At 56.3% G+C, this 19,626-nt stretch carries 16 protein-coding genes, 1 tRNA gene and 1 pseudogene; 10 read left to right on the top strand and 8 right to left on the bottom strand.

The features are described 5' to 3' along the window. Positions 1–7 precede the first annotated feature (7 nt). Positions 8–880: an amidohydrolase family protein gene (locus tag MF268_RS21335; protein ID WP_337926828.1), complete on the bottom strand. Its 873-nt coding sequence runs from the start codon at positions 878–880 to the stop codon at positions 8–10. A gap of 172 nt (positions 881–1,052) precedes the next feature. Between MF268_RS21335 and MF268_RS21330 the strand changes: the two genes are divergently transcribed. Beyond that, a complete protein-coding gene (locus MF268_RS21330) occupies positions 1,053–2,387 on the top strand; it encodes a lytic murein transglycosylase (protein WP_238372881.1) in 1,335 nt (444 codons plus the stop codon). Positions 2,388–2,460: 73 nt separating this feature from the next. Here the strand turns inward: MF268_RS21330 and MF268_RS21325 are convergent, their stop codons facing one another. The 5 genes from MF268_RS21325 to MF268_RS21305 all read right to left on the bottom strand — a co-directional run bounded on the left by MF268_RS21325 (position 2,461) and on the right by MF268_RS21305 (position 7,957). After that, on the bottom strand, positions 2,461–3,657 hold the full coding sequence (locus MF268_RS21325; RefSeq protein WP_238372880.1) for an ABC transporter permease: 1,197 nt from the start codon (positions 3,655–3,657) through the stop codon (positions 2,461–2,463). A 4-nt stretch (positions 3,658–3,661) separates the two neighbouring features. After that, positions 3,662–5,272 (bottom strand): ABC transporter permease, encoded by a 1,611-nt coding sequence (locus MF268_RS21320; protein WP_420485453.1) that lies wholly within the window; start codon positions 5,270–5,272, stop codon positions 3,662–3,664. 1 nt (position 5,273) lies between these two features. Next, positions 5,274–5,561: a DUF1330 domain-containing protein gene (locus tag MF268_RS21315; protein WP_238372879.1), complete on the bottom strand. Its 288-nt coding sequence runs from the start codon at positions 5,559–5,561 to the stop codon at positions 5,274–5,276. A gap of 63 nt (positions 5,562–5,624) precedes the next feature. Further along, positions 5,625–6,734, bottom strand: a complete 1,110-nt coding sequence (locus MF268_RS21310) for an extracellular solute-binding protein (protein ID WP_238372878.1) — start codon at positions 6,732–6,734, stop codon at positions 5,625–5,627. A gap of 122 nt (positions 6,735–6,856) precedes the next feature. Further along, positions 6,857–7,957 carry an ABC transporter ATP-binding protein gene (locus tag MF268_RS21305; RefSeq protein WP_238372877.1) on the bottom strand — a complete coding sequence of 367 codons (1,101 nt, stop codon included), beginning with the start codon at positions 7,955–7,957 and terminating at the stop codon, positions 6,857–6,859. Positions 7,958–8,193: 236 nt separating this feature from the next. On the opposite strand from MF268_RS21305, the gene MF268_RS21300 reads away from it, so the two are divergent. Together MF268_RS21300 and argE are read left to right on the top strand one after the other, a co-directional pair. Continuing rightward, positions 8,194–9,378, top strand: coding sequence for a M24 family metallopeptidase (locus tag MF268_RS21300; protein ID WP_238372876.1), 1,185 nt, complete (start codon positions 8,194–8,196; stop codon positions 9,376–9,378). Next, the gene (argE, locus tag MF268_RS21295; RefSeq protein ID WP_238372875.1) at positions 9,375–10,538 is read left to right on the top strand and encodes an acetylornithine deacetylase; all 1,164 of its coding nucleotides are present in this window, start codon (positions 9,375–9,377) and stop codon (positions 10,536–10,538) included. Before MF268_RS21300 ends, argE begins: the two co-directional genes overlap by 4 nt. A 42-nt stretch (positions 10,539–10,580) precedes the next feature. Here the strand turns inward: argE and MF268_RS21290 are convergent, their stop codons facing one another. Then, the gene (locus tag MF268_RS21290) at positions 10,581–11,978 is read right to left on the bottom strand and encodes an aspartate aminotransferase family protein (RefSeq protein WP_337926827.1); all 1,398 of its coding nucleotides are present in this window, start codon (positions 11,976–11,978) and stop codon (positions 10,581–10,583) included. A 66-nt stretch (positions 11,979–12,044) separates the two neighbouring features. Continuing rightward, complete coding sequence (locus tag MF268_RS21285; RefSeq protein ID WP_238372874.1) at positions 12,045–12,731, bottom strand: GntR family transcriptional regulator; 687 nt, start codon at positions 12,729–12,731, stop codon at positions 12,045–12,047. Positions 12,732–12,880: 149 nt separating this feature from the next. Here MF268_RS21285 and MF268_RS21280 point away from each other — a divergent pair, with 149 nt between their 5' ends. The 7 genes and pseudogenes from MF268_RS21280 to MF268_RS21250 form a co-directional block, all read left to right on the top strand. After that, positions 12,881–13,966 carry a polyamine ABC transporter substrate-binding protein gene (locus MF268_RS21280; RefSeq protein WP_238372873.1) on the top strand — a complete coding sequence of 362 codons (1,086 nt, stop codon included), beginning with the start codon at positions 12,881–12,883 and terminating at the stop codon, positions 13,964–13,966. A 62-nt stretch (positions 13,967–14,028) separates the two neighbouring features. After that, the gene (locus MF268_RS21275; protein WP_238372872.1) at positions 14,029–15,156 is read left to right on the top strand and encodes an ABC transporter ATP-binding protein; all 1,128 of its coding nucleotides are present in this window, start codon (positions 14,029–14,031) and stop codon (positions 15,154–15,156) included. A 16-nt stretch (positions 15,157–15,172) separates the two neighbouring features. Then, the gene (locus MF268_RS21270) at positions 15,173–16,051 is read left to right on the top strand and encodes an ABC transporter permease subunit (protein ID WP_238372871.1); all 879 of its coding nucleotides are present in this window, start codon (positions 15,173–15,175) and stop codon (positions 16,049–16,051) included. Beyond that, complete coding sequence (locus MF268_RS21265) at positions 16,051–16,866, top strand: ABC transporter permease (protein WP_238372870.1); 816 nt, start codon at positions 16,051–16,053, stop codon at positions 16,864–16,866. The genes MF268_RS21270 and MF268_RS21265 overlap by 1 nt, the downstream gene beginning before the upstream one ends. Then, on the top strand, positions 16,866–18,182 hold the full coding sequence (locus tag MF268_RS21260; protein ID WP_238372869.1) for an NAD(P)/FAD-dependent oxidoreductase: 1,317 nt from the start codon (positions 16,866–16,868) through the stop codon (positions 18,180–18,182). The genes MF268_RS21265 and MF268_RS21260 overlap by 1 nt, the downstream gene beginning before the upstream one ends. Positions 18,183–18,477: 295 nt before the next feature. After that, positions 18,478–18,553 (top strand) — tRNA-Thr (locus MF268_RS21255). A gap of 979 nt (positions 18,554–19,532) precedes the next feature. After that, a pseudogene (locus MF268_RS21250) lies at positions 19,533–19,626 on the top strand (IS5/IS1182 family transposase); the annotation flags it as partial.

Below are 19,626 nucleotides of genomic sequence, written 5' to 3'. Positions count from 1 at the left end.
CGGTTGGTTACTTGAGACCCAGCAGACGCGCTGCGTTGTCTTTGAGGATACCGGGGCGCACCTCGTCCCGGAAATCGGCCTTGTCGAAGGCATCGAGCCATTTCTCTGGCGCGATCATCGGCCAGTCGGAACCGAAAAGCATCTTTTTCTTCAGAAGCGTATTGGCATAGCGGATCAGGATCGGCGGGAAGTACTTTGGCGACCACCCAGAGAGATCGATGTAGACGTTCGGTTTGTGCTGGGCGACGGCCAGCGCCTCTTCCTGCCACGGGAAGGACGGGTGTGCGAGAATGATCGGCATGTCCGGGAAATCCACGGCCACATCGTCGATATACATCGGGTTGGAGTACTTGAGCCGCATGCCGTTGCCGCCCTTCATGCCCGAACCGACGCCGGTCTGCCCAGTGTGGAAAAGCGCGGGTTTGCCGGTTTCAGCAATCGCCTCGTACAGCGTATAGGCCATGCGGTCGTTCGGATAGAAACCCTGCATGGTCGGATGCAGCTTGAATCCCTGCACGCCGTAATTGTCGACAAGATTACGCGCCTCCCGAGCGCCGAGCTTGCCCTTGTGCGGGTCAATTGAGGCGAATGGAATAAGGATGTCCGAATGCTGGTCCGCCAATTCAGCTACTTCTTCGTTCTTGTAACGTCGGTAGCCAGTTTCGCGTTCGGCATCGACCGGGAAGATCACAGCGGCGATATTCTTTTCGCGGTAATGAGCGGCGGTTTCCTCGATGGTGGGCGGATGATCCCACGGGGCGCCGAAGTACTTGGCCATCGCACTTTGCAGGTCATCGTACCCATCATCCGCATGGCAACCGCATGGCTCCTCGGCATGGGTGTGGATATCGATGGCGCGAACCTTGTCCAGATCAATCACGAGGTACTTCCTTTACAATTTCGCAGCGATTTCGACCCAATCGTGGTGAAATGTCAAACAGGCTTTTCGCACCCGCCATGCGCGAAACTTTGCGGATTCGTCGGATTGGTCGCTTTGCGAAAAAGCGATTTGAGGCTAGACTCGAAGATGAGCAGAAAGCAGGACAAAGAAAATGCGCATTTTATCAAGTGCAGTATGCCTTGCGACTTTTTGGGGAACGACAGCCATAAGCGGGGCGCCCGACGCCTCGATCAGGCCGAACATCCGCCCCTTTACGCAGGATAATCTGATTCATCTCGCAGCGGCGGCGATAGACGAATCTCCGCGACCGGAGGATCGCCCCAAGACGGCAGCGGCAAAGGGCGAGACGCAGGTGGTGCAAAAGGACGGAAACGACTTCGGTACATGGCTTGGTGAGTTCCGACAGCGCGCCGAAGCGCGGGGAATTGGCCGCGACACGCTCAACCGAGCTTTTGCCGGTGTAACCTTTGATCCCGACGCCATCCGTCGTGACCGCAACCAGGCCGAGTTTACGAAACCGATCTGGGAATATCTTGATACCGCCGTGTCCAGCGCGCGCGTTTCCAACGGGCAGGCGGCGCTGAACAAGCACCGCGCCGTTCTCGACCGGATCGAGGCGCAATATGGCGTCGACAAGCAGGTCGTCGTCGCGATCTGGGGGCTTGAGAGTGCCTATGGCAGTTATCGGGGTACCGACAGCACGATCCGCAGCCTTGCGACACTTGCCTATGATGCGCGACGGAAGGAGTTCTTTGAGGAACAGCTGATGCAGGCCCTGCGCATCCTTCAGGATGGCCACGTGACGCCGGACCGGATGAAGGGAAGCTGGGCGGGCGCGATGGGACATACGCAGTTCATGCCCACGTCTTTTCAGGAACACGCGGTGGATTTCACCGGCGATGGTAAACGGGATATCTGGTCAGACGATCCGAGCGACGCGCTGGCATCGACCGCCAATTACTTGAAACATTTCGGTTGGACCAAGGACCAGCCGTGGGGCGTCGAAGTGCGGCTGCCATCGAGCTTTGATTTTATGCTCGCGAACCGCAATGTCATGAAATCGCCGGCGGAATGGTCCGCGCTGGGGATCACGGATATGGACGGGCGTGCAGTGCCCAATCACGGTGAAGCGTCTATCCTTCTTCCAGCAGGCGGCAAGGGAACGGCGTTCATGATCTTCAGCAACTTCGACGTCATCGAGCGCTACAATACGGCAGACGCCTATGTGATCGGTGTCGGGCACCTGAGCGACCGGATCGTCGGCAAGCCCGCGATCAAGGGAGACTGGCCGCGCGGAGATCGTGCGCTGACCTTCACCGAACGCAAGGAATTGCAACAGCGTCTGACCTCCAAGGGGTATGACACCCAGAAGATCGACGGGCGTATCGGACCGCTGACCATCAACGCGGTACGGGCCTATCAGGTGGCGGAAGGCATGCAGCCGGATGGTTATGCTTCGCTGAGGCTTCTTGAACGGTTGCGGTAATTTCGCAGCAGAATCTAAAAAGGCGCGTCTCGGTCTGAGGCGCGCCTTTTTTGTTTCTGTCGGAACGGGTTTCTTAGCCCGGTGACATGCCGCGAAGCCGCTCGGACCGGCGGCGCAGCAATTCCACGACCGTCAGCAGGGCAATGGAGATCGCCACCAGAACTGTCGCAGCGGCAAGGATCGTGGGAGAGATCTGCTCCCGCAGACCGGTGAACATCTGCCAAGGCAGGGTCTGCAATTCGGCAGAGCCCACAAAGAGGACAACAACAACCTCGTCGAAGGACGTGATGAAAGCAAACAGGCCGCCCGAGATCACGCCTGGCAGGATCAGCGGCATCTGCACCCGGAAGAAAGTCGTCACCGGATCGGCGCCCATGTTGGCCGCCGCACGGGTGAGGGACTTGTCAAAGCCAACAAGTGTAGCCGTGACCGTGATGATCACGAAGGGAATACCGAGAACGGCATGCGCAAGCACAATACCCCAGTAGGTGCCGACAAGCCCGATCTTCGAGTAGAAGAAATACATGCCGGTCGCCGAGATGATCAGCGGAACGATCATCGGGGAAATCATGATCGCCATGATGGCGCGCTTTGCCGGCACATGGGACTGGCTGAGGCCGATGGCCGCCAGCGTACCGAGGCTTACCGAAATCAGCGTCGCAACCGGCGCGATCATCAGCGAGTTCTTCACCGCGTTGGTCCATTCCGTGTTCGTCAGGAAGTCGCGGTAATGGCGCAGCGAATATCCTTCGGGATCGAACCGCAGCATTTCCGGCGTGAAGGTAAAGAAGTTCTCGGCGTTGAAGGAAAGCGGCATAACGACGAGGATCGGTGTAATCAGGAAGACGAAAATCGCTCCACAGATCACCCGGAAGGCGTAGTGCCACAGTACCTGCCCCGGTGTGAGGTAGGGCACGAGATGTGCCCGGTAACGGTTGAAGCCAAGCCAGTAGACAAACCAGCCAAAAAACCAGCCAAACAGCGCTCCGATCACGCCACCCGGCGTGCCGCCGAACAGAAAGCCGACGATGGCAAAGAGGATCACAAGTCCCCAGCGCAGCGGTTTTTCCTGTCTGCGCCCCAGAATTTCGACCGCTACATACGCGACGATAGCCATTAGGATCGCGCCGCAGATCAACCCCAGCAGAGTCGACCCTTGTGCCGCTCCGACGAAGATACCTGCGAATGCCCCGGCTGCCGCCGCGACAGACGCATAGAATGACACCGGCTTTTTCTCTGTCGCGGTGATGACGATATCGCTCGCAGTCATTGGCTTATCCCAGCTTCACGTTGTCGATGCCTACGATCTTGTCATAGGCCCAGTAGAGGATGAGCACGACGGCGAGCAGGATCGTGCCTAGCGCCGCAGCCAGTCCCCAGTTGAGAGACGAAGAAATGTGGTAGGCAATCCGGTTGGAAATGAAGGTACCTGTCGTACCGCCGACGATTTCCGGCGTGATGTAGTAACCGATGGACAGGATGAACACGAGGATCGACCCTGCGCCAATTCCGGGAACTGATTGCGGGAAATACACGCGCCAGAAGGCCGTCCAGTTGGTTGCGCCCAGGCTTTTCGCGGCGCGCAGGTAGGAGGGCGGGATGGTCTGCATCACCGAATACATCGGCAGGATCATGAACGGCAGCAGGATATGCGTCATCGCGACGATGGTACCGAACTGGTTGTTGATCATCACCAATCGGGCATCGTCGGCGACGAGCCCTAACCAGACCAGCGTATCGTTAATGACCCCCTGCTGTTGCAGCATCACTTTCCACGCCGAGGTGCGCACCAGAAGCGACGTCCAGAATGGTAGAAGGACGAGGATCATCAGCAGGTTTGCAGAACGGGTCGGCAGGTTGGCCAGAATCCAGGCGACCGGATAGCCGAGAATGATGCAGCTCAACGTGATGGTCAGCGACATGAAAATCGTGCGCTTGAACAGGATTCCATAGATCTGCTGGTTCTCGGGGCGCATGCTGACGCCATCTGCTGTCAGTTGCGCGTCCACCGCGTTCAGGAAATATCCCGAGGTATAGCGCGGCGAATAGGTCTGGATCGTGCGCATGATTTCCGGATCTAGCCAGTCGTCATCCGCGTCCTCGAACTGTTCTCGCAGATCGACGGTTTCAAAACCCGAAACTGCGGCGGCCGCTTGCTCCAGCCGAGGAGACAGGCCCGATACGTCGGCGCCCTCCCGGGTCAGGTCCGCGTAAAGCGCAGTAAAGAGAAAATCCTCGACGTCTTCCTCGGCGGGAATGTCGTCTTCGGATTCCAGATAATCAACCCAGCGCTCCCAAGTCCGCGCGGTCAGGGGCAATGCCTCCGCAATGTCGGAGTCATCAAACATATTCACCCAGGTGGCGGCGTTCTCCCAGCTATCATCCAGCGCGACGAACTGATCGGTATAAACGTCGGTATCGAACCTACCCACCGCGCGCCCGGTCTTGCGGAATAGCGAGGATGCGCCGGTGAGTTCATAATTCAGACGGCTGCCCAGACGGGTATGCAACTTTTGCTCTTCGGCGAGCACCAGATCGATGTAAAGCGCCGTCCATGTGGCATCGTCCGGAAGCTCTTGTTGCGCTGAATCCCACATGCCGAGCTGCTCGACCGTTTCCGGGAGCGTGTCGGCCACGATGTCGTTGCGCACGGAGCGCAGCAGCATATCGCCAATCGGCGCGATAAATGTAATCAGCACAAACAGCAACAGCGGGGCGATCAGCATCAAAGCCCGCAGTTTTTCGCGACGCAGCGCCCTTGCCAGACTGCGTTTCAGCGGCGTCCCGTCCGCTGCGAGCATCGGACCGGACTGTTCAGCAGCGCGCAATCCGTCATCCGGCGTCGGACCTTCAAGTGGCACATTGGTCTCTGTCGTGCTGGTCATTTCATGTCCCCTCGACGATGACGATATCGCTGTCTGAATGCGCCATCCTGATCTTTGCGGCCTTTTGGTAGCCGTCTGAATGATAACACTTCTGAGCGGCAGCGAGATCAGGGAACTCTACCACCACATGGCGGTCTTTCTGGGGCGTTTCGGGCGTTTCGCTTTGCCCGCCCCGCACAAGAAAATTGCCGCCGTATTCTTCGACGATCGGCGTATCGAGCCGGACGTATTCCGCATACTCCTCGGGGTTGGTGACGGTAACGTGGACGATCCAGTAACCCTTGGGCATGCTTTGAAATTCCTTTGTTTGGTGACGGGGCCCAACTAGGCCCCGTCGTGTCTTGTCAGTAACTTACTTGGTCAGCCAAGCCTGGAACTTCGCGTCGATGTCGTCGCGGTAGTCAGCCCAGAAGCCATAGTTATAGACAAAGGTGTTGGCCGCGTTCTCCGGATCGGTCGGCATATGCGGACCCATGTCGATACCGAGATCGGCGTGCTTGCCAACCAGCGGTGCCGAGGACTTACGTGCCGGACCGTAGGAAATATAAGCTGCCTGATCGGCAAGACGCTGGGTGTCGGTGGCGAACTTAACAAAGTCCTTCACGCGTGCCAGACGGTCTTCGGGCAGGCCGGCGGGGATGATCCAGCCGTCAAGGTCGAACACCTGCGCGTCCCACATCATTGCAACCGGCTGGTCCTGCTCTTCGATGACCGAGAACAGACGACCGTTATAGGTGGAGCCCATGAAAACTTCGCCATCGGCAAGAAGCTGCGGCGTGTCTGCACCCGCGGACCACCAGATCACGCTGTCCTTGATGGTGTCGAGCTTGGCCAATGCCTGCTCTTGACCTTCTTCGGTTTCCAGAACGTCGTAGACGTCTTCTTTGGCAACGCCATCACAGAGCAGCGCCCATTCCATGTTGTTGATCGGACGCTTTTCGAGGCTGCGCTTGCCCGGATATGTTTCCAGATCGAACACGTCGCAGATTTCGCTCGGTGCATCGACGCCTTCCGGAACCATGTCCGTGCGATAGCCAAAGGTGGTCGAGTAAACGATCTGCGGGATGAAGCAGTCGCTGACGATCAGGTCGCCAAAGTCATCCTCGGCGGATGAGCCGTCTTCGCCCTCGGCGAGCAGTTCTTCCGGATCGTATTCCATCGCCAGACCTTCGTCGCAGAGACGGATGGCGTCGGCTGCAACAACGTCAACCAGATCCCAGGTGATGTTGCCCGCTTCGTTCATGGCGCGTAGCTTTGCAACTGCTTCGGCAGAGCTTTCGTCCCATGTCGCGCTGACTTCCGGGTGAGCTTCGAGGTAGGGCTCGACGTAGGCCTTCTGTTGGCTGTTCTGATAGGCGCCGCCCCAGGAAACGAGGGTCATGTCATTGGCCATTTCAGCGACAGCCGCACCGGCGATCACGGAAAGTGCCGACGTTGCGAGAATGGTTTTGCGTAGTGTCATAGAATAATTACTCCCAGACTTTTTAGCCCGATTGGTTTGCTGCGGAACGGTGGAACGGGCGTTATCCTCGCTCCGCATCGAATATCGCGTGGGCCGGGGCCCATCGCGATACATTTCAGCCACTACGCATCAAGCGCGCGGCAATCCTCTGGCAACCAGCCTATTTCGATCTGGCTGCCCGGTTTAAGACGTTCCACATCCGGCGCGTTCCGCGTCTTGATGACAAAGTCATCGTTTCCAGCCACACGAAGCCGCGTCCGGAAGATGTCCCCCATGTAAACAAACTCAAGCACTTCGGCCTTGAGCGTGTGCGCGCCTTCCTGAAGCCGGTCTTTATTATATTCGACACGTTCCGGTCGGATCGAAACGCGGGTGCGATCGCCCGGTTTGTTCACGTTAATCGGCTTGCAGGCGATGACCTCGCCCCCGTCGAGTTCGACAAGGCAGGAATCGCCGTTGATCTCTTTGACGACGCCTTCAAGCGTGTTGTTTTCGCCAATGAACTGCGCGACAAAGCTGTTCTCGGGCGCCTCATAAAGCTGGTCCGGCGGCGCGAGCTGCTGGATACGCCCATCATCGAAAACAGCCACGCGGTCTGACATGGTCAGAGCCTCGGTCTGATCGTGTGTCACGTAGACAACCGTAATGCCTAGATCATGGGCGAGCCGCGTGATTTCGAACTGCAGTGTTTCGCGAAGCTGCTTGTCGAGGGCGCCGAGCGGTTCATCCATCAGAACCAGTTCGGGCTCGAAAACCAGCGCGCGGGCCAATGCGATCCGCTGCTGCTGACCGCCCGAAAGCTGCGCTGGCCGCCGACTGCCAAAATCGCCCATCTGAACCATGTCCAGCGCGCGCTTGACCTTGGCTTCTCGGTCGGACTTACCGATCTTGCGAACCTCAAGCGGGAAGGCGAGGTTTTCGGCAACTGTCATGTGCGGGAACAGGGCATAATTCTGAAAGACCATGCCGATGCCGCGTTTGTGCGGCGGAATATTATTGATGCTTGTGCCGTCGAGTCGGATATCGCCGTGCGTCGCGGTTTCGAAACCGGCAAGCATCATGAGACATGTCGTCTTACCGGAACCTGACGGCCCCAGCATGGTGAGAAATTCACCCTTGGGCATGAAAAGGTTCAAATCTTTGACGACCAAGTTCTCGCCGTCATAGCTTTTTTGTACGCGTTCGAACTCGACGAACGCGTCTGTGTTTTGCGTATCAGCCAAAAGCGGCTCCCCTTGGACTTCGCAGTTTTTCCTGCGTTTTCATGAACAGATGTAATCACAGAGAACCGCCAGAGTGCAACCAACTTGACGAGAATGATTATTTGAAGGCAGCAACATGGGGTAAAAGAGCGAAAAACAAACAGTTTTACCGAATTTCGGGGCAGCTTGACGTTCACGCCCGAGAATTTCAGATATGGCTGGCGCCAGAACACACGTAACAGAAGGATCAAAAGTATATGACAGCGTCGGCCCTGCCCTTTTCGATCGAAGAATACGCGACGCGCCTGAAAAAGACCCGACAAGCCCTGTCGAAACACGGTCTGGACGCGCTTTTCGTGACCGATCCTTCCAATCAGGCGTGGCTGACCGGGTATGACGGCTGGTCGTTTTACGTGCATCAAGGTGTTGTAGTTCTTCCCGATTCCGACCCCATATGGTGGGGGAGATTGATGGATACGCAGGGCGCCTTGCGGACCGTCTGGATGGGGTTTGATCGTGTAATCGGGTATGAAGACAGTTTCGTTCAATCAACCGAATTGCACCCTATGCAGGACCTTTCGGTTCTGCTCGACAGCCTAGGCCTTTCGGCGGGCCGGATCGGTGTTGAGAAGGAAAATTATTACTTCTCCGCCAAGGCGATGCATATACTTGAAGCGTCGCTGCCCAATGCCACTTTCGAGGACGCGACAGGCGTCGTTAATCACCTGAGAGCGGTTAAATCGCAGGCAGAAATCGCCTTCATGCGCAAGGCAGCCGCCATCTCCGAAAAAATGATCGACGGGTTGCTGGAAAGAGTCGAACCTGGTGTCGCGAAGAACGAAGTTGTCGCGGAACTCTACCGGGATGCGATTCGCGGCGTGGGGGACGCTTGGGGTGACTATCCTGCCATCGTGCCCATGTTACCGTCGGGCGATGACGCCGCAGCGCCTCACCTGACGTGGGACGGCAGGCCGTTCAAGTCCGGCGAAGCGACATTTTTTGAAATCGCCGGATGCTACCGCCGGTATCATACGCCCTTCTGCCGAACCCTGTTCCTTGGCAAACCGACCGAGGATATCCTTGCCGCCGAGGCCGCGATTGTCGAAGGGCTCGAAGCCGGACTGGAGGCAGGCCGTGCAGGCAACCGCGCCTGCGATATTGCAAATGCCTTGTCAGATGCTTTGAACCGGCACGGGATCGACCGTGTTGGGCGTTGTGGATATTCCATCGGTCTCAGCTATCCCCCGGACTGGGGCGAGCGTACGATCTCTTTGCGTTCGACCGACGAAACCGTACTTGAGCCGGGAATGACGTTCCACTTCATGCCGGGCTTGTGGCGCGATACATGGGGGCTGGAAATCACCGAGAGCATTCTCATCCGAGAAACCGGGGCGGCGGAAACCTTCTGCAACCGCCCCCGTCAGCTTTTCGTGAAGCCGTGACGGATCGGCTGGAGGATACCCTGGACCTGCTGCAGTCGCTGGTCGGTTACCCGACCGTTTCGGCGGACAGCAATCTCGAAATGGTCGCGGACCTTGCCTCCCGGCTTGGAGATTGTGGGGCCCGTGTCGATCTGTTCTCGGACGAGAGCGGCACAAAGGCGAACCTGTTCGCGACGCTTGGTCCCGAAGGCGATGGGGGGCTTGTCTTGTCTGGCCACACGGATGTGGTGCCGGTCGAAGATCAGGACTGGTCCAGCGATCCTTTTGTTCTGCTTGAGCACGAGGAACGGCTATACGGACGTGGCACATGCGACATGAAGGGTTTTATCGCGGCGGCAACGGTGATGGCGCGTGAATACAGCCAATTGGAGCTGAAACGGCCGCTGCATTTCGCTTTCACCTATGATGAAGAGGTCGGTTGCCTTGGCGCACGGTCTCTCGTCCCAGAGCTGCGCAAACGCGGCATCAAACCTGCAATGGCCATCATCGGCGAACCGACATCAATGCGGGTGATCGAAGGCCACAAAGGATGCTGCGAATACACCGTCCGGTTCAACGGTCTTGAGGGGCACGGGTCTTCTCCGGATCTGGGCGTGAATGCAGCCGAGTACGCCGCGCGATACGTTATGCACCTTTTAAGCCTGCGCAACGATCTTGTTCAGCGCGCGCCGATCCAGAGCCCATTCACCCCGCCCTGGACGACAATCAACGTTGGCTCCATCCACGGTGGTGTCGCGCACAACGTGATCGCCGGCAAAGCAGAGGTCGAATGGGAAATGCGACCGGTTCAGAACAGCGACGGCGAGTTTGTAAAAAGATCAATTCACCATTTTGTCGAACGCGAGTTGCTGCCCGCTATGCAGAACGTTCACCCCGACGCCGATATCGTGACGGAGGTCATTGGGGAAGTCGCCGGGCTTGAAGTCATGGATGACAATGCTGCACGGGATCTCGTCTCGCGGCTTGTCGGCGCGAATGGCGCCCATGTCGTGCCTTTTGGCACTGAAGCCGGGCTTTTCCAGGAACTTGGCATGTCGGTGGTGGTCTGCGGGCCTGGTTCTATCGAGCAGGCGCACAAACCCGATGAGTTCGTCAGCGTCGAACAGATGAGAAGCTGCCTGACCATGCTGGAACGTCTGGGCGATCAGCTGACAGCTTGATCGCCGGGTGCACCCTCCCTTGCGGGAGAGCGCAGAACGCTTTTAGCTGGCGGAGACGAGCAGACCGTCTTCTTTGAGCTTATCACAGCATTCATCGAGCGAGATGCGGGCGCGCTCGATCAGTATGTCGATCTCTTCTGGCTTCATGACCAGCGGCGGCGAGATGATCATACGATCACCCACATGACGCATGACCAGTGCATTCGCAAAGCACCGCTCGCGGCAGATGTAGCCGACAGTTCCCGGATCAGATGCGAATTTCGCGCGGGTTGCCTTGTTAGGGGTCAGCGCGATCGAGCCCATCATGCCTTCGATCTTGGCTTCGCCGACCAGCGGGTGATCCGCGAGGCTTTCCCACTTTTCCTTGAGATAGGGTCCAGCCACGTTGCGAACGTGACCGACGACGTTTTCTTCCTCGAGGATACGCAAGTTTTCAAGAGCGACGGCGGCTGCAACCGGGTGTCCGGAGTAGGTGTAGCCGTGATTGAATTCGCCGCTGTCGATTACGCTGGCGATTTCATCGCTGACGATCGACCCGCCGATCGGCACGTATCCCGAGGAAAGACCTTTGGCGACAGTCATGATATCTGGACGGATGCCGACGGTTTCGCTGCCGAACCAGTTGCCGGTACGCCCGAAACCGCAGATCACCTCATCAGCAATCAATAGGATGTCGTACTTGTCGCAAATGCGCTGAATCTCAGGCCAATAGGTCGATGGCGGAATGATCACCCCGCCCGCACCCTGAATTGGCTCGGCAATGAATGCTGCCACACGTTCTTCACCAAATTCGAGAATGGCCGTTTCAAGTTCTTGCGCCCGCGCGAGACCGAACTCTTCGGGCGTGGATTGACCGCCTTCGTTGTACCAGTCGGGCTGATTGATGTGATGGATGTCCGGGATCGGTAGACCGCCCTGAGCGTGAATACCGCTCATCCCGCCGAGAGAACCGCTGCCCATCGAAGAGCCGTGATAGGCATTCTTGCGCGAGATCAGGATATTCTTTTCCGGCTTGCCTTTCATCTGCCAGTAGGTTCGCACCATGCGGATGTTGGTGTCGTTCGCCTCGGAGCCGGAACCTGCAAAGAAAACATGGTTCAGATCGCCCGGTGCCAGTTCGGCCAGCTTTTGCGCTAGTGCGATCACAGGCACATGCGTCGTCTGGAAGAAGGTATTGTAGTAGGGCAGTTCGCGCATCTGGCGCGCGGCGACCTCGGCCAGTTCGTCACGACCGTAGCCGATGTTCACGCACCAAAGGCCTGCCATCGCATCGAGGATTTCGACACCGTCGCTATCGGTCAGATAAACGCCCTTGGCGCGCGTGATGACCCGGGGCCCTTTTGCGGCAAGTTCGCTTCCCGTGGTAAAAGGATGCATGTGATGCGCCGAATCCAGCTTTTGTAACTCGGCTGTCGGCATGTGGTTTGTTATCGCGGACACGGGCTGAATCCTCTCAATGTCAAAGTTGCGAGCAGAATATGATCAAATTTTTGACTGTCAATCGAATCACTCTCGGATTTCGAGGACAGCGGCAATCTGCTCCATGCCCTGGATCACATCCTGGGTCACGGCAACGGCTGCGCCTTCTTCGTCACCTGCTGCGAGAGCACTAAGCAGATCCTTATGCCGGTCTGGCAGATTCTGCGTGCCGAAGCGACCGCAAACGACCCTTAGCGAGGGGCCGAACCGGAGCCACAGACGGTCGGCCTGCTCGGCCATGATTGGGGCCTTGGCCTGCGCATAGAGCGCCATGTGAAACTGGTAATTCAAGCGCAAGTAACCCGGAACGTCACCTTGTGAAATGGCTGCATCCAGCGCCGCATCGATCTCACTCAGCCGGTCCACGAATTCTGGACCGACATGTCTGGCCGCTCTGCGAGCAAGCTCGGATTCTATTGATTTCCTTATGAATACAAGCTGTTCCAAGGCTGCGATGTCCAAGGTCGGAACGATGACGCGACGGTTGCCCTGAAATAGTAGGGCGCCGTCAGAGATCAGTCGGCGGATTGCTTCGCGCACGGGTGTCATGCCAGCGCCCAGCGCATCGGCGAGCCCCTGAATGGTGACCGCCTGCCCCGGCGCGGTTTCTCCGAAAAGGATCCGTGACCGAAGATCCTGATAAACCTGCTCATGCACGGGCAGTGATCGGATTGGTACACCTGCCTGATCTGCCGTATTTTTCACCAACTTCATTCCCGCCCTGCTCCGATCAAACATCGATCAAACAACGTCCCTTGCGCTGTCTCTGCCCCCGTGGAAACATATCGGACATTGCCAGGAAGGGCAAAACTTGATCAAATCCAAGCCACCGGGAACAACCCGGGGCGCCTAGGGAGATACTCATGAGACTGCACACTTTGACAATGGCTTCGCTGCTTGCTTTGACCAGCGCGATGGCGTCGGCCGATGAGGTTCGCGTTTATAACTGGTCTGACTATATCGACGAGTCCCTCCTTGAGAAATTCGAGCAGGAAACAGGCATTGATCTGATTTATGACGTTTTCGACAGCAACGAGGTTCTCGAGACCAAGATGCTGGCAGGCGGATCGGGTTATGATGTCGTCGTTCCGTCCGGTACATTCCTGCAGCGCCAAATCAGCGCCGGAGCATTTCAGAAGCTGGACATGTCCAAGCTGCCCAACATCGAAAACATGTGGGACGTGGTGGCCAAGCGTACCGAGCAATATGACCCGGGCAACGAATATTCCATCAACTACATGTGGGGCACCACGGGAATTGGCGTCAATGTAGGCAAAGTGGCCGAGATTCTCGGCGAGGACGCCCCGATGGGCTCGCTTGAATTGATCTTCGATCCGGCCAACATGGAAAAACTGGCCGAATGTGGTGTCCATTTCCTTGACGCGCCAACCGAAATGATCCCGGCTGCGCTGAAGTACATCGGCGAAGACCCCGACAGCCAAGACCCGGACACCATCGCGAAAACCGAAGAGGTCTTTGCCGCTGTTCGCCCCTATGTTCAGAAATTCCACAACTCTGAATACATTAACGCGCTTGCCAATGGTGATATCTGTGTCGCCTTCGGATGGTCCGGTGACATCCTTCAGGCGCGCGACCGTGCAGCGGAAGCCGATAACGGTGTCGAAATTGCCTATAATGCGCCAAGTGAAGGCGCCCTGATGTGGTTCGACCAGATGGCGATTCCGGTGGATGCGCCCAATCCGGAAGCCGCGCATACCTTTTTGAACTTTATCATGGACGCGCAGAACATGGCCGCAGCGTCGAACTACGTATACTATGCGAACGGCAACAAAGCATCGCAGGAATTTCTCGAAGGGGATGTGATCGGCGATCCGGCGATCTACCCGGATGAGGCGACGCTGGAAAACCTGTACACCACGACACCTTACGGTGCCAAAGTGCAGCGTGTCGTGACGCGCCTGTGGACCAAGGTAAAATCCGGCACCTGATACCGGGCTTCGGGGCAGGTTTACAGTGGTCTGCCCCGACAATCAAAAACGAGGGACGGCTTTTGAATTCGACCGTATTCGCCCCATGGGAAGACCCGGAACAGAAACCACTAATCCGGTTTCAAAACGTCACAAAGAAATTCGGTAGCTTTACCGCCATCGACAACTTGTCGCTCGATATCTACGAGCGGGAATTCTTTGCTTTGCTCGGCCCTTCGGGCTGCGGCAAGACGACGATGATGCGCATGCTTGCCGGGTTCGAGAATCCATCATCCGGCCAGATTGAGCTTTCTGGAAGAAATATCGTACCCGTGCCCCCGAACAAGCGCGCCGTGAACATGATGTTCCAGTCCTATGCGCTTTTTCCGCATCTGACCATCTGGGAAAACATCGCATTTGGTCTGAAGCGCGAAGGCAAGGACAAGGAAACCATCGCGACACGCGTACATGAAATGTTGCGCCTTACGCGACTTGAGCGGTTTGCCAAACGGAAACCGCACCAGATTTCCGGCGGTCAGCGGCAACGCGTTGCGCTTGCCCGATCACTGGCTAAAGCGCCAACACTTCTGTTGCTTGACGAACCGCTCGGCGCTTTGGACGCAAAACTGCGTCAGGATACCCAGTTCGAACTGATGGACATTCAGGAGAAGACCGGGACCACGTTTGTCATCGTGACGCACGACCAGGAAGAGGCGATGACCGTCGCCAGCCGGGTCGCCGTCATGGACGAAGGCAAGCTGATGCAGGTCGCAACCCCCGATCGCATTTATGAGACACCCAATTCCGTCTATGTCGCGGACTTCATCGGTGACGTGAACATCATCGAAGGCCGTTCCCGGTTCCTTGAAGAAGGACAGTACGAAATCGACTGGGCAGAGGGTCAGCAAGCGCTCCATGCTGCGACCTCGGCAAAGTTCGACAACGGACAAACCTGCTATATGGCGATCCGCCCCGAAAAGATCACGATCACGGCGGACAGGCCCGAGGCTGCGGATAATTGCGTTCAAGGAAAGATCCACGACATCGCCTATCTTGGCAACCTCTCGACCTATCATGTCGAATTGCCGAACGGCACGATTATCAAGGCTCAGACAGCCAACACTCGCCGCATCGCACGCCGTTCTTTCACCTGGGAAGATCAGGTCTGGCTGTCATGGACTGCGACTGCTGGCGTGATGCTGGCACGATGAAACGAGGAGCATCCTGATGCGTCGGTTTGCCCTGATCGCCCTGCCCTATGCCTGGCTGCTTGCACTGTTCCTGGTGCCGTTCCTCATCGTCGTTAAGATCTCGCTGTCGGACGTTGCCCTTTCCATCCCGCCGTATTCTCCCCAGTTCAGCTGGGATGAAGGCATCGGCGCGTTTCTGGCCGAACTGGATTTCGAAAACTTCGTCTTTCTGACGCAGGACAGCCTGTACTGGAAAGCGTATCTCTCGAGCCTTTTCATCGCTTTGGTCTCGACCGTCCTGACACTGATGATCGGATATCCAGTCGCCTACGGAATGGCCCGCGCATCAGAAGAATGGCGCCCGACGCTCATGATGCTGATCATCCTGCCGTTCTGGACTTCTTTCCTTATCCGCGTTTACGCGTGGATGGGCATCCTCAGCCAGGAAGGTTTCCTGAACCAGTTCCTGCTATGGACCGGCATCATTTCGACGCCACTGACGATCCTGAACACCACCACGGCGGTGTATATCGGGATCGTCTATACCTATCTGCCGTTCATGGTTCTGCCAATATATGCAGCCCTCGACCGGCTTGATGGGTCATTGATCGAGGCTGCCGAAGATCTTGGTTGTTCCCGGCTGAGCGCCTTCTGGCTTGTGACGATACCGATGTCGCGCAACGGTATCATAGCTGGATGCTTCCTTGTGTTCATCCCGGCTTTGGGCGAATTCGTTATCCCCTCGCTGCTCGGCGGCTCAGGGACATTGATGATCGGCAAAGTTCTGTGGGAAGAGTTCTTCTCGAACCGCGACTGGCCCGTGGCCTCTGCCGTTGCAGTGGTATTGCTGCTGATCCTGATCATCCCAATCGTGCTTTTCCAGCGTAACCAGCAACGTGCATCGGAGGCCGATTAATGAGCAGGTTCAGCTGGTTTAACGCGGTATCACTCACCATCGGGTTCGCGTTTCTTTATATCCCGATGATCATTCTGATCATCTTCAGTTTCAACGAATCCAAGCTTGTCACCGTTTGGGCCGGTTTCTCGACAAAATGGTACGGCGAGTTGCTTGCCAACGAAGCCTTTCTCGATGCCGCATGGGTGACACTGCGCGTGGCCGTCTTTTCATCCACCCTTGCCACGATCCTTGGTACAGCGGCAGCTTACGTACTGATCCGTTCCGGGCGTTTTTTCGGACGTACGCTGTTCTCGGGAATGATCTACGCGCCACTGGTCATGCCCGAGGTCATTACCGGTTTGTCACTACTGCTGCTCTTCATCGGGATCGGACTGGAGCGGGGCGTGCTGACCATCGTTCTTGCTCATACGACATTCTCGATGTGCTACGTCTCGGTTGTCGTGTCGTCGCGGCTTGCAACATTCGACAAGTCGCTCGAGGAAGCAGCGCTTGACCTTGGATGTTCGTCTGCACAGGCGTTTCGGCTTGTCACTCTGCCGATCATCGCCCCGGCAGTCATTTCGGGATGGTTGCTGGCTTTTACCCTGTCGCTTGACGATCTGGTTATTGCTTCGTTCGCAACCGGTCCTTCGGCAACGACGCTTCCGATCAAGATTTTCTCTGCCGTGCGGCTTGGGGTCAGTCCCGAAATTAACGCTCTGTCGACCATTATGATAGCAATCGTAACCGTTGGAGTGATCACGGCCTCTCTATTATCCAAGCGCAAATTGGTGCGGGAGCGCGAGGAAGAATTTATGGCTGCGCGAAGCTGATGAAACGCATCTATTCAGACTATGCCTATGGAAGCGGCCCGCGGTCGGGATGCTGGTGGGACGAGACCATCGAAGCGCCTGAATGGCCGCAGCTTGAGGGCGACCTAAATACCGATGTTGCCATCATTGGCGGTGGATTCACCGGTGTCTCCGCAGCGCTGCACCTTGCCGAGGCGGGGATTTCAGTTGCTCTTCTGGAAGCCCATTATCCGGGATGGGGGGCATCAGGTCGCAATGGCGGTTTCTGTTGTCTGGGCGGGTCGATGATTACCGAAAAGGCCCTTAGCAGACGGATTGGATCCAATGCTGCGAGCGAATACTGGCAGGCCGAGCAAGATGCAGTCAGTTTTGCCGAGGACCTGATCGACCGCTTCGATATGGACGTTGACCGGCATTCCAACGGTGAAACTAAACTTGCTCACCGCCCAAAGGACATGGAGGATTTGCGGAAATCGGCCGAGGCGATTTCCGCATCCGGCGTTGAGCCGATCCTGATCGAAAAAAAGGATCTGGCCGCGCATGGGCTTGGCGGGCCTTTCCACGGAGCCCTGACATTGCCGATCGGCTTTGGGCTGAATCCAAGGAAGTACCTTTTCGGTATCGCCGAAGCTGCCGGGAATAAAGGCGCGAGACTGTTTCGCAATGCACCTATCTCCGATATCAAGCGATTGTCGGAGACCTTTCAGCTTACCATTCCTTCCGGCACGGTGAATGCACGAAGGGTGATTATCGCCACGAACGGATACTCGAGCGAAGATATCCCTGACTGGCTGCGCGGGCGCTACATGCCTGCGCAATCAAACGTGCTGGTGACGCGAGCGCTCACGCAAGAAGAACTGGACGCGCAAGGATGGACCAGTGAGCAGGCGAGCTACGATACGCGGAACCTTCTGCACTATTTCCGGCTGATGCCAGACAGGCGCTTTCTCTTCGGCATGAGAGGAGGTTTGCAATCGTCGCCCCAGGCAGAGCAGCGGGCCCGGGCCAATAATCGCCGCGATTTCGAACAGATGTTCCCGGCTTGGCGTAATGTGGAATCGCCACACAGCTGGTCCGGCATGGTTTGCATCGCCAGAAACAGGCTTCCCTTTGTCGGTCAGGTTCCCGGGCATCCTGGTCTATACGCGGGTATGGCCTATCATGGCAACGGCGTCGCCATGGGCAGTTATTCCGGTATGCTTCTTTCTGAACTGATCCAAGGAAGAGATCGTTATCCGGACGCGATGAAGCAACCTCTCGCAACCTTCCCGCTCGCATCGATCCGCCGAATCTTCATGCCGCCGCTATATCTTGCCCGCGCACTTGCTGATCGATAGGCAAAAGCCGCTTCAGTTTCCAAAGTCTGCAAACGGTCCTTTTTGAGAAACCAGATCAGAGTTACCTGCGTCCTGGTCAGCCGCTAAATTTATCGCTGGAACAGGCGTTCAAACGTCCCACGCAACCATCTCTCCCTCGTCGACGCGGCGTGGCACTCTACCTACGGATTCTGCAGCAATTGCCCTTGTCCGAGCTAAGAACCCCTGCTAAACGGCCTGCACCTGAACCTTTGCTGCACAGGCGGGAAAAGGAAAAAGCGTGTTACGCTTTGTCGAGACAATTCGTGTCACGGCAGCCCCTATAGCTCAGCTGGTAGAGCAACTGATTTGTAATCAGTAGGTCCGCGGTTCGAGTCCGTGTGGGGGCACCAAATTTATGAGACAAATCAGATACCTACGACCGATATGCTGACTAATTTCTTTGGGATTTAGCAATTGAACGCCGAGGGTGTGCGGCGGCGTTTCGTGGCCTCAAAACACGAACCTCTCTAGATCAACATAAGATGTTGATATAGCTACAATTAATCTAAGAAACAAATTCCGCACACTTTTTCCGGTGCGCGAACTTAGAATTCCTTTAAACACTTGCTCGTCGCACATTGGCTTAAGATCTACGGATGAATCCCCTTTTTTTTAATACTTTAGCCCGAAATCTTTGTATCTAAACCGGCACGTTCGACTTATGGATAAACAATTGGAAGATGGTAGATACCAAGAAATATCCCTTACTTTCGATACCTTAAGAACCTGTGAGCGAAGTTTGCTTCTCCGTATGGGCGAGAATTGCAGCCAGCGCACCGTTCTGAAATCCAGACTACATCCACAGATCAAAAAATAGTTAACCTACGAACAATTAGTGGCTCCATGGTTTCTCGTTTCATGACTGTTGAGAACTATTCGACCTTCAGGGCCAAGCTAGTCGCCTCCAACCTTCGATTGCTCTCAAATTCACACCTTGGTGCAATTTGCACACGGAATTGCAGTGGCAACACAGATGTTTGGTTCAGAAGGATTTTATTGCCTTGACCAAGTTGGCGCCTGAAGCAGCCAGAAGCCAATGTAAATAGACGCACCAAAACTAGACCACGCTAAGGTCAATGAAGAGGGTGGGCGGCGAACTTTAGTAAATGCGAGTGCAGCGAAACTATTGAATGAAGTCGCCGAAGCACGATCCGGTGTACCTAGTGCAATTGGAATAGATCATGTTTTTGGACTACTTCAACCTAACTACCCTGTTGAAGCCATCAAAGCGGCGGTAGCTAAATCTCTTAGTTTTAGGCCTCATTGGATTGGTTGGGCGTGCATGGTTCACCGTTCGAAAACGAGTGGTGACCATGTGATCTTTTCTGTTTGAGCGCTGCACAGAAGGGAGGTCTAGACCCTTACTTTCTGAAGTCTCATGGCAAGCCCCGAGTTGATGATCGCCGTCTTCTAAGTGGCATTA

It is taken from the genome of Heliomarina baculiformis (assembly GCF_019966545.1).
Classification (GTDB): Bacteria; Pseudomonadota; Alphaproteobacteria; order Rhodobacterales; family Rhodobacteraceae; genus Heliomarina; species Heliomarina baculiformis.
This window is presented reverse-complemented; position numbering and strand designations above follow the sequence as displayed.

Excerpts from the sequence above, each read along its gene's own strand:
- MF268_RS21260 (WP_238372869.1), top strand. The coding sequence starts at position 16,866 with ATGAAACGCATCTATTCAGACTATGCCTATGGAAGCGGCCCGCGGTCG.
- MF268_RS21280 (WP_238372873.1), top strand. The coding sequence starts at position 12,881 with ATGAGACTGCACACTTTGACAATGGCTTCGCTGCTTGCTTTGACCAGC.
- MF268_RS21325 (WP_238372880.1), bottom strand. The coding sequence starts at position 3,657 with ATGACTGCGAGCGATATCGTCATCACCGCGACAGAGAAAAAGCCGGTG.
- MF268_RS21320 (WP_420485453.1), bottom strand. The coding sequence starts at position 5,272 with ATGACCAGCACGACAGAGACCAATGTGCCACTTGAAGGTCCGACGCCG.
- MF268_RS21330 (WP_238372881.1), top strand. The coding sequence starts at position 1,053 with ATGCGCATTTTATCAAGTGCAGTATGCCTTGCGACTTTTTGGGGAACG.
- MF268_RS21310 (WP_238372878.1), bottom strand. The coding sequence starts at position 6,734 with ATGACACTACGCAAAACCATTCTCGCAACGTCGGCACTTTCCGTGATC.
- MF268_RS21315 (WP_238372879.1), bottom strand. The coding sequence starts at position 5,561 with ATGCCCAAGGGTTACTGGATCGTCCACGTTACCGTCACCAACCCCGAG.
- MF268_RS21265 (WP_238372870.1), top strand. The coding sequence starts at position 16,051 with ATGAGCAGGTTCAGCTGGTTTAACGCGGTATCACTCACCATCGGGTTC.
- MF268_RS21300 (WP_238372876.1), top strand. The coding sequence starts at position 8,194 with ATGACAGCGTCGGCCCTGCCCTTTTCGATCGAAGAATACGCGACGCGC.
- MF268_RS21270 (WP_238372871.1), top strand. The coding sequence starts at position 15,173 with ATGCGTCGGTTTGCCCTGATCGCCCTGCCCTATGCCTGGCTGCTTGCA.
- MF268_RS21285 (WP_238372874.1), bottom strand. The coding sequence starts at position 12,731 with ATGAAGTTGGTGAAAAATACGGCAGATCAGGCAGGTGTACCAATCCGA.